The organism is Actinacidiphila glaucinigra (assembly GCF_900188405.1).
GTDB classification, from domain to species: domain Bacteria; phylum Actinomycetota; class Actinomycetes; order Streptomycetales; family Streptomycetaceae; genus Actinacidiphila; species Actinacidiphila glaucinigra.
Window position 1 is genome coordinate 570,779 of sequence record NZ_FZOF01000001.1, and the last position, 12,496, is coordinate 583,274.

The following is a 12,496-nucleotide window of genomic DNA, read 5'->3' on the forward strand; positions in this document are numbered from 1 at the left end:
GTGCGGCCCGTCCCCTACCGGGCCCCGGGACCGGGACCGATGTCCTCGGCCCCGGGGGTGGCCTGCTCCCGGTCCGGGGCCTCGGCAAGGCCGGGGGCGGTGGCGGTGTTGATGCGCGGCAGGGCGTACGGGTGCTCGCGGCGCAGCCAGTCGATCATGTGCTCCCGCACCACGCAGCGCACCGTCCAGATGTCGTCCGCGTCCTTCGCCGTGGCCAGGGCCCGCACCTCGATCGTGGACGGCGTGCTGTCCGTCACCACCAGGCCCCAGGCCCGGCCGTCCCACTGCTCGCACCCCTTGAGGACGTCGTGCAGGTGTTCGCGCATCAGGTCGACGGGTGTGGCGTGGTCCAGGTGGAAGTAGACGGTGCCGGTCATCCGGGCGTTGCCGCGGGACCAGTTCTCGAAGGGCTTGCTGGTGAAGTACGAGACCGGCATGGTGATCCGCCGCTCGTCCCAGGTGCGCACCACGAGGTAGGTGAGGGTGATCTCCTCCACCGTCCCCCATTCGCCCTCCACGACCACCGCGTCGCCGATCCGGACCATGTCCCCGAAGGCGATCTGCAGCCCCGCGAAGAGGTTGCCCAGCGTCGACTGGGCGGCGATGCCGGCGACGATGCCGATCACCCCGGCGGAGGCCAGCATGGAGGCGCCGAAGCCGCGCATCGCGGGGAAGGTCAGCAGCATGGCCGCGACCGCGACGACGCCGACGGCCGCGGTGACCACCCGCTGGATCAGCGTCACCTGCGTCCGCACCCGCCGCACCCGCGCCGCGTCCTGGGCGGCGGACGCGTACCGCGAGTAGGACGCCTCCACCACGGCGGCCGCGACCCTGACGATCAGCCAGGCACAGGCCCCGATCAGCACCAGCGTCAGTACCTGCCCGATCCCGCGGGTGTGGCCGCGTGCCAGGTGCGCCTGCTCGTACGAGCCGCGCAGCAGCGAACCGCAGATCACCAGCTGGAGCGGCAGCCGCGCGCGCCGCAGCAGGTTCCACAGCGGGGTCTCCGGGTGCCGGGCGTCCGCCCGGCGCAGAGCGTGGTCCACGGCCCAGCCCACGGCGAGCGTGACGACGAGGGAGCCGCCCACCACGCCGAGCGGTCGTATGACGGAATCCATGTCTTCGACGGTAACGGGCATGATGGAGCCCGTACCCGACCGTGCGCCGATCATGGGAAGTGAAATTGTGAGCTCCGGCATGACCATCGTGCTGTTCCACTCGGCCTACGGACTCCGTCCCGCCGTGCACGCCGCCGCGGACCGGCTGCGGGCGGCCGGCCACGAGGTGCACGTGCCCGACCTCTACGAGGGCCGCACAGCGGACACCGTCGAGGAGGGCATGGCGATCAAGGACGAGATCGGCCGCGACGAACTGCTGATGCGCGCCGTCACCGTCTCCGGACCGCTCTCCGACCGCGGCCTGGTCTACGCCGGGTTCTCGCTGGGCGGTTCCATCGCGCAGAACCTCGCCCTCGCCGACGAGAGGGCCCGCGGCCTCCTGCTTCTGCACGGCACCTCCGACATCGCCGACGACGCGGCCACCGAGCTCCCCGTCCAGCTGCACGTCGCCGAGCCCGACCCCTTCGAGCCCGACGACTGGCTGAACGCCTGGTACCTGCGCATGCGCAAGGCGGGCGCCGACGTGGAGATCCACCGCTACCGCGGCGCCGGCCACCTCTTCACCGACCCCGACCTCGACGACTACGACGAGGAGGCGGCCGAGCAGGCCTGGGCGGTCGCCCTGGACTTCCTCGCGGACCTCGCGGCGGAGGCCGGGGAGGGGTAACCCCGTTGCGCGCGAGGGCCGTTGTCAGTGCCCGCTGAGATCATCCGGGACATGGGTGTTCTCTACGGGTACTACTCCGCCACCGACGACAAGGACGCCGCCCGCGCCGTGGTCCGCGAGTTCCGCCGGGCCGAGTCCGGCGGCCGGGACCAGCACGTGACCCAGGGCATCGACCCGGTGGTGGAGTTGCTCCCCGCGGAGGTCCTCATCACCGGCCGCGCCCCCGAGGACGTACGTTCCGACCCGCGCCGCGGCGCCCTGGTGGGGGTGGCCGGTGAGGGCAGGGTCGTCGCGGTCTCGCTCACCGACAGCTTCCGCGACGCGCTCGCCGCCTTCGACGCGGATCTGCTCGACGACGTCGCCATGGGGTGGTCCCGCAGCTCCGGAGGCCTCCACGGCGTCCACGGCCCCGACGTCCTCGGGCTGTTCCTCAAGGAGCTCGCCGGGCTGGCCGGCCGCGCGTCGGCGGACGGCCGGCGCCTCTACTGCTGGATACGCCCCTGAGCGAGGGCCGCGCTGCGCGGCCCGGCGGCCGCGGCGAGCAGCAGGAGGGCGGCCGAGGGCAGGAACACGTACATCGCGATCACCGCGCCGATGACCGACCAGGAGACCAGCGCCAGCGCGATGACGACGCAGGCCTGGGCGAAGGCCTTGGGGAACCGCCCCAGGAGCGGCGGCAGCACCAACGGCACGACGGTCAGCACGAAGAAGCCGCCGTAGTAGCCGTCCAGTCCGTGGAGCAGCCCGGGCACCGCCGCGGCCGGCGCCCCCACCGCGAGCGCCCACTGACGGCGCCCGATCCCCGACCGTGCGTCCGGCCGCGTTGCCGGCCGCGCGTCCGGCCTCCCCGCCCCAGCCCCCATGACCGCCCCTTCCCCCGTGGCGAACACCGCTTTGAACGCGTTCAACCTAGCGGATCGCGGCCCGGCTCCGTGCCGGCGACCGAACGTGGCGACGGCTGTTGCCGTTCCCGGGACGGCCGGGGTGCAATGGGCGCATGGAAGACCTGACCTCGATCGCCGCCGCCCTGGCCGAGGTCGGCCCCCGTCTCAAGCGCCTGCGCACGCAGCGGGGTGTCACGCTGGCCGCGCTGTCCGAGGCCACGGGCATCTCCACGAGCACGCTGTCCCGCCTGGAGACCGGCCGGCGCCGTCCCAGCCTCGAACTCCTCCTCCCGATCGCCCAGGCCCACCGCGTGCCGCTGGACGAACTCGTCGGCGCCCCCGAGGTCGGCGACCCCCGGGTCCGCCTCAGGCCCCGCCGTGTGAACGGCCGTACCGTCCTGCCACTGACCCGGCAGCCGGGCTCCCCGCAGGCGTGGAAGGTCGTCATCCCGGCGGGCCAGTGCGAGCCCGACCTCCGCGTGCACGAGGGCTACGAGTGGCTGTACGTGCTCTCCGGACGCCTGCGCCTCCTGCTGGGCGACCGCGAGGCCGTCCTCGGCGTCGGCGAGGCCGCCGAGTTCGACACCCGGCTGCCCCACTGGTTCGGCAGCGCCGACGACCGATCCGTCGAGATCCTCAGCCTCTTCGGCAGCCAGGGCGAACGAATGCACGTCCGTGCGAGGCCCGGCCGGGGGAGTGGGGGTGACGACGGTGACGCCGCATCCGCGGGGCACACGGCACCCGGCACCTGAACGGGTGGTGCGGGCGAACGCCCCGTACGAGCGCGACTTGGAGGCGTGACCCGGGGCGTCTTCACGGCGGGGCGACGTCGCCGGACGCTCGTCCGGCGGAGCCGCTAGGATCGGCGTATGACGTCACATCAGGCGGATGCCGCGTAGGTCGCCGCGCGAGGTGCGGGCCGCCGGGTCCGCTGAGCCGGGCCATGGTGCGGTGAGCTCGCTGCTCATCGGCACATGTCCGGGGCAGCCGGTGTGCGTTGCCGTTCACACCTACCTTTTCGTCGACGGTCTCGACGTGGTCGCGCGCAGCGACAGCAGGATGGCGGGCCTCGATCCGCGACGGCTGCTCCGGCCGGGCGGGCCGCTCCACCCGGCGGACATGCCGCGTGAGGTCGAGGTGGCGGCCGAGGAGCGGCCCGAGCCGGGGCCGGACAGGCTGAGCATCCGGGTCCGGCTCCGGGGCGGAACGGTCATCTGGTCCGGTCTGCTGTACCCCGGTGACGACGGCGGGGCCGTCGAGGAGGTGCGCTTCCGCCTGGAGCAGTACCTGGGCGAGATCGAGCGGGCCTACGCGGACGTCACCGCCGACCGGCGGGGCGCCCGTGCCTGGAGGCCGGTAGCGGGGGATTCCTGAACCGCCGGCCGGCCTTCCGACGGTGCCGGTCACCGCGGCCGGGGCGCGCCTCGGCCCATGCCCGGAGCCGACGCTGTGGCCTGTGCAGGTCACCGATGGCCCGACCGGAGGTCACGCAGTCGCCCGCCCCGCTTCGGGACGAAGAAGTCGTGAGCTAAAGGCCTTCGCGCTCGATCAGTGAGCCGTCGGAGCCGAGTGTGAAGAAGCGTGGCGGAGGCATGGCTTCCACGGCTCTGCGCAGCTCCGCCTCCGATTCCGAGGGATCGGGTTCCCGCGGGTTCCGCACATGGAATCCGTACAGCTCGATGGCGTCCGCGTCGACGTCATCGGGCTCGGTACGGCCCTCCTGGATGAAGCCGCAAAGCGCGCGTAGGGCGTCTTCGCCCAGATCCAGGGGGTGAAAGGGCAGGACGTACGGCTCTGCCTCCTCCCCAGGCCACGGGAGGACGTCGGCCGGGCGGTCTCCTGCCCAGTAGGGCAGCTCAAAGGGGAGCGGTTCGCCGATGTTCTCGATGATGCCGTTGTCCGGCGACAGACTCAGGGAGCGGACAAGGTGTCCGTCTTCCCACACCGCGAACGCGAGCCAGTCGACGACGCTGTGCATGGCGTGCAGAACAAGCCGTCGGCCGGCGCTCGCCGCCACGAGGTCTTCGGTGAGCTGGGAAGGGGCGTCGATCATCACCCTCTGATCCGCGATGACCTCCACGCCCGGCCAACTGGCGGCGTACGCCGTGCCACTCGGGGGGTACACGCCGTCCGAGAGGGTCGAGCCCTCGCACTCCTCGATCTCCCGGCCTGGGTAGAGCCGACGCATCATGGCGGCCGTCCGATCCAGGTCCGCCGGCCCTACTTGTCGCAACAACCCCGGTGCATCGCCGTCTGCGTACACCAGCAGCCCTGTCTTGGCTCCCAAAACCCCTCCCTGGAGTGTTGGGCCCATGGTGGCGGACGCAACATAGCCGCACCCACTGACACGCGCCCAAAGCCGCAAGCGGACAGCACCGTTGCCTTTGGCGTGCGGGCCGCACGGGGTGGCATCAGCGGACCGGAAGGCCGGGTGTCCATCAGCGCTTGTGCCGCCGCTGACCGCGATCGAATCCTCGAGCTTGTGTCACCCCGCGAGTCCACCACCGTCGCGGAACCCGTCGGCGTCGAGCGCGGGCGGCGTCAACGCCGGTCGGCGGGGCGTGAGCTCCGGAGTCGCCGCTCAGCGGGCGGCGGCTCGGTAGACCGATTAGAGGGCCCACAAGCAGGCAAGGAGCCGGCCCGATTCGCGGCTGGCGTATGGGCCCCGATCTCTCGCCAAGGCAACTCCAGCCCAGAGCCGTTCCACCGACCTCACGCACGAGTTTCCCCCGGTGCCAGCAGCCGCTGGTAGAACACGCCCATGACGTTCAGATTTGAAGCACTCATCGCGTGCGGGTTCGACGATCCCGAGCAGGACGGCACCATGATCGCTGGGATTGCCGAGTCGGACGACGAGGAGGACTTCTCGCTTACGTTCATGTGTAACTTTGATGAGCCCGACGAACAGGACGTGCGTCTCGGCTTCGACTCGCACTGCGTTGTCACACCCGACCAGAACACCGCGTACGGGTGTGTGCGCCAGGTCGAACTGGACGCCGATGTCTTGCGGATCACCTTGGACCCTGAGTCCGTGGATGCGCTGGGGCTGGAGGCCCCGATAGTCGAAGCTGTCCTACGAGCGCCGGCTCCGGAGGTGGCTCGCATGCTAGAAGTTCTTGCGCGCATCCTGACCTACGGGCGACCCGACGCCCGTCCCTTGGTGATCTCCCTGTCGGAGACGTCGTCAGGGCCGTTCCTGGGCCGTCCGAGGTGAAGCGACGTTGACCAGCGATGACAGCCAACGAGCACGTCTACGCAGGTCAACGAGCCAGGGAGGTGGAAGTGAGCAGCTGAGGGGCTCGCTCACAACTTCCAGACGAACTGATCCGAACAGCCTTGGGAGGTAGGGATGCGCTTCCTAATCAATGCCGACCGGCGCATGGTGGTGGTCTTCGAGCCGACCGCGGCTGAGTACGTGATGGAGCCAGGGAAGCACGTCGTCGTGGAGTGGTTCAATGGCGGCGATGACGGCATGGTCTCCTTTGAGGCTGAGGACTTCGTTGTACACGCGCCGAGCGGCGGCTGCACCAGGGCTTGGGACTACGAAGGAACTGAGATCTACATAGGACCCGAGTCAGGACCAGACGCACGCTGACCGCGCGTGCCACTCTCGCCAGAACGGGCGGGGAGCCAGGGGGAATCGCGGTATGCAGAGGGACGTGTGGCCCGATCCAGCCGAGGCTGGGAACCCAGAGGTCAGGCTCGTGGTGGTCCCACCTCGCTTCTGAAGCGGTGTCGCAAGGTGATGGCCAGCGTGCGTCGACGATGTTGTGGATGCGTCGCTGCCGGGGGGTCGCTGGCCGCCGCGCAGGCTGCTGCTCAGACCGGCGATCAGGGCACCTGGTGCGCCGGCTCTCGCCTGCGCTACCGTCCGTGCCATCGCGGGGGTGAGGTAGTGGGGCGAAAGAGCAAGGTGCCAGGCATCATGCCCTGGTGGCTGTGGCTGATCTTTTGGGCGCAACTCGCGTTTGTGGCCTGGAACGTGATCCGGCCGACGGTTCACCCCAGCCTCGCCCTACTCGCCCCAGCCTTCTCCGGAACCGCACTCAAGTGGCACCAGAGCCGGACTCGGGTCACGTCCGCTGGAGTGGTGTATCGATGCGGCCGGCAGCCTGACCAGTCTTCACCCAGGGCGCGTGCCGCCGGACCCCGCCCGGGCAAGGAAACCCAGGTTGAACTCAGGACGGCCCCACCTCGCTCCTAAAGCGAGTGTCACCCTGCAAGTTGAATGCCGTCGCGGGGTCGTCCCTGGGCCGTGGAAGGTGGACCAGCGCTGACCAAGGTTGACAACCAGTGACAGCGTCAACGCTGGTCAGCGGGCCGTTCCGTCCGGAGCTGCAGCGCAGCCGGGCGGCGGCTCAGTAGACCGATATGTGCACATGGTCGAAGTGGTTCTGCGTGATGGACCCGCGGTCCTCCATCAGCTTCCACCCCTGCTGCGGGAGCCGGCTGGACCAGATGTGCTGCTCGTAGATGACGTACCAGATGCCGTATTCGCCCGCGTGCTCCCGCACCCAGGCCACGATGGCCTCGCCCAGGGCGTCGGGTTTGCCCGTGGCCTTCTCGCCGGCGGGCATCAGCATGAAGTCGCAGGCGCGGCCGAGGGGGTGTTCGCCGCCGCCGGCGATGCCGCCTTCCTCGCGGTAGCAGCCGGGGGCGCCCTCGAGGCCGCGGGGGCCGAACTCCTTGACGACGGCCTCGCGGACCGCCTCCATGCGCGCGGTGATGTGCCGGGGCCCGCGGGGTTGCTCCTTCGGCCAGTTGGCCGCGCGGACCTGCGCGGAGAGTGTGGGCCACGCTATTGCGGCCAGTACGAGGCCGCCGATCAGCAGCAGCCCGAATATGGTGCGCCGCTTGCCGCGGCGCGCGGTGTCCCGCCCCCTGGTGGTGTTCATCGCAAGCCAGAACGCTCGACCCTGGCCGGAAGTGCCCGGTTGAACGCCGGTCGACGGTGACGCGAATTACGCCCCGCCGGGGTTCGTCGCCGGGCACGCGAGCGTACGCTCCTGCGTTGACCCGGCAGACACGGACCAGCCCAGGAGGCACTGCACCGATGGCCACAGGCATGACGACGGACGAAGAGCGCGGCGAGCGGATCCTCGAGGTCTTCGGCACCGCGTTCGGGGAGCTGCTGGCGGCCGATCCGGCCGCGTTCCGGGTCAAGTTCCGCAAGATGGCGGCGTCGGCGTTCGCCTTCTACCGGGGCACCGCGTGCCTTTACTACGCCGACCTCGCCGACGCCAAGGACAGCGGCCCGTTCCTGGACGAGCGCACGTCCCGGGTGTGGATCCACGGCGACCTGCACGCCGAGAACTTCGGTACGTACCTGGACGCCAACGGCCGCCTGATCTTCAACGTCAACGACTTCGACGAGGCCTACGTCGGCCCGTTCACCTGGGACCTGCAGCGCTTCGCCGCCTCGATAGCCCTGATCGGCTACAGCAAGGCGCTGGCCGACGACGTGATCTCCGGTCTGGTGCGCAGCTACGCCACCGCCTACCGCGAGCGCATCCGGGCCCTCGCCCAGGGTGAGGCGGTCCCCTCCCTGGCGCTGGACTCCGCCCAGGGCCCGCTGCTTGAAGCGCTGCGCCACGCCCGCTCGCAGACCCGGGTGGCACTGCTGGACTCGATGACGGAGATCCGCGCCTGGGACCGCCGTTTCACCGAGGGCGGCGGCGCGGTGGACCTGGACGGCGGCACCCGCGAGAAGGTGCTGCGCGCCTTCGAGGCGTACCTGGACACGCTGCCGGAGACCAGCCGGATCAACCCGGAGAGCCACCGGGTCAAGGACGTCGTGGGCCGTCGCGGCGTGGGCATCGGCAGCGCGGGCCTGCCCTCGTACAACATCCTCCTGGAGGGCCACACCGACGCCCTGGAGAACGACGTCGTCATCTACATGAAGCAGGGGCAGACCCCGGCGGTCTCCCGGCACGTCACCGACGCGGCGGTGCGCGACTACTTCCGCCACGAGGGCCACCGCGCCGTGATCTCGCAGCGCGCGCTGCAGGCGCACGCCGACCCGTACCTGGGCTGGACCGAGCTGGACGGCGTCGGCCAACTGGTCGCGGAGGTGTCGCCGTACGCGGTGGACCTGGACTGGTCGGACATCGACGACCCCGAGCAGATCGAGGCCGTCGTCGCGGACCTCGGCCGGGCCACCGCCGGCATGCACGCGGCGGCGGACGACGAGAGCGGGCACTCCCTGGTGCCGTTCTCCACGGAGGACGCCATCGACGCGGCCATAGCGCGGGACGAGGAGGGCTTCACCGAGTCGCTGGTGGAGTTCGCCCACTCCTACGGCGCGCGGGCCCGCGCCGACCACCAGATCTTCGTGGACCTGTTCCGCAACGGCCGCATCCCGGGGCTCTGATCCTGGCCCTGCCCAGGGGCCTTGTTCCGGGGTTTAGGCACTGCTTACACACCGGCATGACACACTCTGCGCCATGGAAGGGACCGGACCCCGGCTGAGGGCACTGCGCGCGGGATGCTTCGCCGCGCTGTGCGTGACGCTGTCCGCGACCGCCCACATCATGCTCTCGCGGGAGCCCCTGCCGATGACGACCACGGCGGGGGCCTTCGCGGGCGTCTTCGCGGTCGCGTACGCGCTCGGCCGCCGCGAGCGCGGCTACTGGCCGATCACCGGCCTGCTCGTTCCGCTGGAACTGGCCGTCGACACCCTGTTCACGGCCGGCCAGAACACCTGTTACGGCCCCGGCGGCGGTCCCGTCACCGGTTCGTGGCGCTCGATCAACGAGGCGCTGGTCTGCCACGGCGACGTCGGCGGCTCACTCACCACCGCGCCGGGGGCGTCCGGCACCGGCACCTCGCCGTGGCTGCTGCTCCTGGCGCACGTCTGCATCGGCCTGGTCGCCGCCGGGTGGCTGCGGGCCGGTGAGGACGCCCTGCACCGCCTGCTGCGCGCCGCCTTCAGGCCGCTGCTCGTCGCGGTGGCCGTCTTCCGGACGCCCGGGCCGCGCGGCACGACCCGCCCCGGCGCGGCCGGGCCCGCTGCCGCCGCCCCGGCGCTGCCCCTGCTCCTGCACTCCGTCGTACGGCGAGGGCCGCCGGCCCGCCTCGGCTTCCGCTGAGCACGGCGCCCCACCCCTCACCTACGTACGTACGAGTCGGAGATCACACCACCATGAGCAAGCGAAACAGCCAGGCCGCCAAGACCGCCGCCCGTGAGCGGCTGCGCGTCGAGCGCGAGCGGCAGGCGAAGCGGGACAAGCTGCGGCGGCAGCTCGTCGTCGGCGGCAGCGTCCTGGGCGTGCTGGCGCTCGGTGCCGGCATAGCCGTGGCCGTCGTCAAGATGAACGCGCCCACCTACTGGGAGAAGGCCGCGGACAAGCCGCTGGTCAAGCCGGCCAACTCCTCGGGCAAGAACGGCACGTCGATCGTCATCGGCGACGAGAGCGCCAAGCACACGCTGAAGGTGTACGAGGACCTGCGCTGCCCGGTGTGCGCGCAGTTCGAGCAGACCTCGGGCGAGACCGTCCAGAAGGACGCCAAGGACGGCAAGTACAAGATCTCGTACACCATGGGTGCCTTCCTCGACGACCGCCTCGCCCAGGGGCAGGGCTCGAAGAAGGCGCTGAGCGCGCTGGGCGCCGCCCTGAACGTCAGCAAGGACGCGTTCGTCCAGTACCACGCGCTGCTGTACTCCAAGGACGTCCACCCCGAGGAGACCAAGGACGACTTCGGCAGCGCCGACAAGCTGATCGAACTGGCGCAGAAGGTCGACGCGCTCAAGGGCAACAAGACCTTCGACAGCGCGGTCCGCAACGGCACCTACGACAAGTGGGCGCTGACCATGGACCAGCAGTTCACCGACGACGGCATCCAGGGCACGCCCACCGTGAAGCTGGACGACAAGCCCATCGAGAGTCCGCAGGCGATGACCGCCGACCAGTTCACGGCCGCGGTCGACCAGATCATCGGCAAGGGATAGCACCGGCCCGAGGGCCGCTTCGCCCTCCGGCCCCCGGCATCGCGCCGGGGGCCGGAGGGCGAAGTCCTTCCGAACTCTTGCGCACGGGGTGCCGGAAAGGGGTTACTGACGCGTAATCTGACCGGCCGTGACCGAGACCTCTGCACCCTCACAGACCTCATCGAGAACACCCAGCCGCCGTTCGGTCGTCAAGGCCGGCGCCGTCGTGACCGGTGCCGCGCTGATACCGCTGACGGCCGGCGCCGGCCCCGCGTCCGCCGCCGCGGAGCCCGCCTTCCTGCACGGCGTGGCCTCCGGCGACCCGCTGCCCGACGGCGTGCTGCTGTGGACGCGGGTGACCCCCGTCCCCGAGGCGGTCCCGGGCTCCGGGCTCGGCCCGGCGGCCGAGGTGGGCTGGACCGTCGCCCGGGACAGGGCGTTCACCTCCGTCGTGGCGACCGGTACGGCCACCGCGACGGCCGCCTCCGACCACACCGTCAAGGCCGACGTGCGCGGCCTGCAGCCCGCCACGGACTACTGGTTCCGCTTCACCGCCGGCGGCGTGACCTCGCCGGCCGGCCGCACCCGGACCGCGCCCGCCGAGAACGCCACCGCGGACCGGCTGCGCTTCGGCGTGGTCTCCTGCGCCAACTGGGAGGCCGGGTACTTCTCCTCGTACCGGCACCTGGCCGCCCGCGGCGACCTGGACGCCTGGCTGCACCTGGGCGACTACCTCTACGAGTACGGCACCGGGGGCTACGCCGCCCGCGGCACCGTCGTCCGTCCGCACGCGCCCGCCCACGAGATCGTCACCCTGGCCGACTACCGCACCCGGCACGGCCGCTACAAGACCGACGCCGACCTGCAGGCGCTGCACGCGGCGGCACCGGTGGTGGCGATCTGGGACGACCACGAGTTCGCCAACGACGCCTGGTCCGGCGGCGCCGAGAACCACACCGAGGGCGCGGAGGGCGCCTGGGCGGCCCGGGTGGCGGCGGCCAAGCAGGCCTACTTCGAGTGGATGCCGGTGCGTGCCTCGATCGCCGGCACCACCTACCGGCGGCTGCGCTTCGGCAGGCTCGCCGACCTGTCCCTGCTCGACCTGCGCTCCTTCCGCTCCCAGCAGGCCTCGATCGGCAGCGGCTCGGTGGACGACCCGGACCGGACGATCACCGGCCGGGCCCAGCTGGACTGGCTGAAGGCCGGCCTGAAGACCTCGGACACCACCTGGCGCCTGATCGGCAACTCGGTGATGATCTCGCCGGTCGCCTTCGGCGCCCTGCCGGGCTATCTGCTGGCGCCGCTGGCGAAGCTGCTCGGGCTGCCCGCCGAGGGCCTGGCGGTCAACGTCGACCAGTGGGACGGCTACACCGACGACCGCCGCGAACTCCTGGCCCACCTGCGGGACAACGGCATCCGCAACACGGTCTTCCTGACCGGCGACATCCACATGGCGTGGGCGAACGACGTCCCGGTGAAGGCGGCGACCTACCCGCTGTCGGCCTCGGCCGCGACCGAGTTCGTGGTCACCTCGGTCACCTCCGACAACCTGGACGACATCCTCAAGGTGGCCCCGGGCACCGTCTCCACGGTCGCCGAGGCCGCCGTGAAGGCCGCCAACCGCCATGTGAAGTGGCTGGACATGGACTCCCACGGCTACGGCGTGCTGGACATCACGGGTGAGCGGGCGCAGATGGACTACTACGCGCTCTCCGACCGCACCGACCCGAACGCCTCCTCCACCTGGGAACGTTCGTACCGCACCCTGTCGGGCACACAGAAGGTCGAGCGGGTCTACTCGCCGGTACGCTGAGCCGCCGAACGTCGATTTCCGGCCGGTCCCCGCGTCGTGCGGGGACCGGCCGTCGCGGGGCGAGTGGCGGGGAGCCCCCGGGTCCGA

Annotated in this window: 14 protein-coding genes; 10 read left to right on the forward strand and 4 right to left on the reverse strand. The window is 71.1% G+C overall.

Annotation, left to right across the window (positions count from 1 at the left end; translation table 11 throughout):
- Positions 1-14 precede the first annotated feature (14 nt).
- Complete coding sequence (locus tag CHF15_RS02635) at positions 15-1,118, reverse strand: mechanosensitive ion channel family protein (protein WP_089222184.1); 1,104 nt, start codon at positions 1,116-1,118, stop codon at positions 15-17.
- 79 nt (positions 1,119-1,197) lie between these two features.
- Between CHF15_RS02635 and CHF15_RS02640 the strand changes: the two genes are divergently transcribed.
- Positions 1,198-1,785: a dienelactone hydrolase family protein gene (locus tag CHF15_RS02640; protein ID WP_179279626.1), complete on the forward strand. Its 588-nt coding sequence runs from the start codon at positions 1,198-1,200 to the stop codon at positions 1,783-1,785.
- 51 nt (positions 1,786-1,836) lie between these two features.
- Positions 1,837-2,289, forward strand: coding sequence for a hypothetical protein (locus CHF15_RS02645; protein ID WP_089222185.1), 453 nt, complete (start codon positions 1,837-1,839; stop codon positions 2,287-2,289).
- On the opposite strand, the gene CHF15_RS02650 is transcribed toward CHF15_RS02645, so the two are convergent.
- Positions 2,268-2,648 (reverse strand): hypothetical protein, encoded by a 381-nt coding sequence (locus tag CHF15_RS02650; RefSeq protein ID WP_220093269.1) that lies wholly within the window; start codon positions 2,646-2,648, stop codon positions 2,268-2,270. The two genes, CHF15_RS02645 and CHF15_RS02650, sit on opposite strands and share 22 nt — an antisense overlap.
- Before the next feature lie 134 nt (positions 2,649-2,782).
- On the opposite strand from CHF15_RS02650, the gene CHF15_RS02655 reads away from it, so the two are divergent.
- The gene (locus CHF15_RS02655) at positions 2,783-3,421 is read left to right on the forward strand and encodes a helix-turn-helix domain-containing protein (protein WP_089221924.1); all 639 of its coding nucleotides are present in this window, start codon (positions 2,783-2,785) and stop codon (positions 3,419-3,421) included.
- A gap of 199 nt (positions 3,422-3,620) precedes the next feature.
- Positions 3,621-4,043, forward strand: coding sequence for a hypothetical protein (locus tag CHF15_RS02660; protein ID WP_179279627.1), 423 nt, complete (start codon positions 3,621-3,623; stop codon positions 4,041-4,043).
- A 154-nt stretch (positions 4,044-4,197) separates the two neighbouring features.
- Here CHF15_RS02660 and CHF15_RS02665 read toward each other — a convergent pair whose 3' ends face one another.
- A complete protein-coding gene (locus CHF15_RS02665) occupies positions 4,198-4,956 on the reverse strand; it encodes a DUF6928 family protein (protein WP_089221925.1) in 759 nt (252 codons plus the stop codon).
- Between the two features lie 474 nt (positions 4,957-5,430).
- Here CHF15_RS02665 and CHF15_RS02670 point away from each other — a divergent pair, with 474 nt between their 5' ends.
- Together CHF15_RS02670 and CHF15_RS02675 are read left to right on the forward strand one after the other, a co-directional pair.
- Positions 5,431-5,883: an Imm10 family immunity protein gene (locus CHF15_RS02670; RefSeq protein WP_089221926.1), complete on the forward strand. Its 453-nt coding sequence runs from the start codon at positions 5,431-5,433 to the stop codon at positions 5,881-5,883.
- A gap of 135 nt (positions 5,884-6,018) precedes the next feature.
- On the forward strand, positions 6,019-6,264 hold the full coding sequence (locus CHF15_RS02675) for a hypothetical protein (RefSeq protein WP_089221927.1): 246 nt from the start codon (positions 6,019-6,021) through the stop codon (positions 6,262-6,264).
- A 763-nt stretch (positions 6,265-7,027) separates the two neighbouring features.
- On the opposite strand, the gene CHF15_RS44690 is transcribed toward CHF15_RS02675, so the two are convergent.
- Positions 7,028-7,564, reverse strand: a complete 537-nt coding sequence (locus CHF15_RS44690; RefSeq protein ID WP_089221928.1) for a hypothetical protein — start codon at positions 7,562-7,564, stop codon at positions 7,028-7,030.
- Between the two features lie 158 nt (positions 7,565-7,722).
- Between CHF15_RS44690 and CHF15_RS02685 the strand changes: the two genes are divergently transcribed.
- The 4 genes from CHF15_RS02685 to CHF15_RS02700 all read left to right on the forward strand — a co-directional run bounded on the left by CHF15_RS02685 (position 7,723) and on the right by CHF15_RS02700 (position 12,409).
- Entirely contained in the window at positions 7,723-9,039 is a 1,317-nt protein-coding gene (locus CHF15_RS02685; protein WP_089221929.1) for a DUF2252 domain-containing protein, read from the forward strand.
- A 73-nt stretch (positions 9,040-9,112) separates the two neighbouring features.
- A complete protein-coding gene (locus CHF15_RS02690) occupies positions 9,113-9,757 on the forward strand; it encodes a hypothetical protein (protein ID WP_089221930.1) in 645 nt (214 codons plus the stop codon).
- Between the two features lie 53 nt (positions 9,758-9,810).
- Positions 9,811-10,617 carry a thioredoxin domain-containing protein gene (locus tag CHF15_RS02695; RefSeq protein ID WP_089221931.1) on the forward strand — a complete coding sequence of 269 codons (807 nt, stop codon included), beginning with the start codon at positions 9,811-9,813 and terminating at the stop codon, positions 10,615-10,617.
- Between the two features lie 127 nt (positions 10,618-10,744).
- On the forward strand, positions 10,745-12,409 hold the full coding sequence (locus CHF15_RS02700) for an alkaline phosphatase D family protein (RefSeq protein ID WP_089221932.1): 1,665 nt from the start codon (positions 10,745-10,747) through the stop codon (positions 12,407-12,409).
- The last annotated feature ends 87 nt before the right edge of the window (positions 12,410-12,496 follow it).

Coding starts and splice junctions, on each gene's coding strand:
- CHF15_RS02695 (WP_089221931.1), top strand. CDS start 9,811: ATGAGCAAGCGAAACAGCCAGGCCGCCAAGACCGCCGCCCGTGAGCGG.
- CHF15_RS02640 (WP_179279626.1), top strand. CDS start 1,198: ATGACCATCGTGCTGTTCCACTCGGCCTACGGACTCCGTCCCGCCGTG.
- CHF15_RS02675 (WP_089221927.1), top strand. CDS start 6,019: ATGCGCTTCCTAATCAATGCCGACCGGCGCATGGTGGTGGTCTTCGAG.
- CHF15_RS02655 (WP_089221924.1), top strand. CDS start 2,783: ATGGAAGACCTGACCTCGATCGCCGCCGCCCTGGCCGAGGTCGGCCCC.
- CHF15_RS02685 (WP_089221929.1), top strand. CDS start 7,723: ATGGCCACAGGCATGACGACGGACGAAGAGCGCGGCGAGCGGATCCTC.
- CHF15_RS02690 (WP_089221930.1), top strand. CDS start 9,113: ATGGAAGGGACCGGACCCCGGCTGAGGGCACTGCGCGCGGGATGCTTC.
- CHF15_RS44690 (WP_089221928.1), bottom strand. CDS start 7,564: ATGAACACCACCAGGGGGCGGGACACCGCGCGCCGCGGCAAGCGGCGC.
- CHF15_RS02635 (WP_089222184.1), bottom strand. CDS start 1,118: ATGGATTCCGTCATACGACCGCTCGGCGTGGTGGGCGGCTCCCTCGTC.
- CHF15_RS02645 (WP_089222185.1), top strand. CDS start 1,837: ATGGGTGTTCTCTACGGGTACTACTCCGCCACCGACGACAAGGACGCC.
- CHF15_RS02650 (WP_220093269.1), bottom strand. CDS start 2,648: ATGGGGGCTGGGGCGGGGAGGCCGGACGCGCGGCCGGCAACGCGGCCG.
- CHF15_RS02670 (WP_089221926.1), top strand. CDS start 5,431: ATGACGTTCAGATTTGAAGCACTCATCGCGTGCGGGTTCGACGATCCC.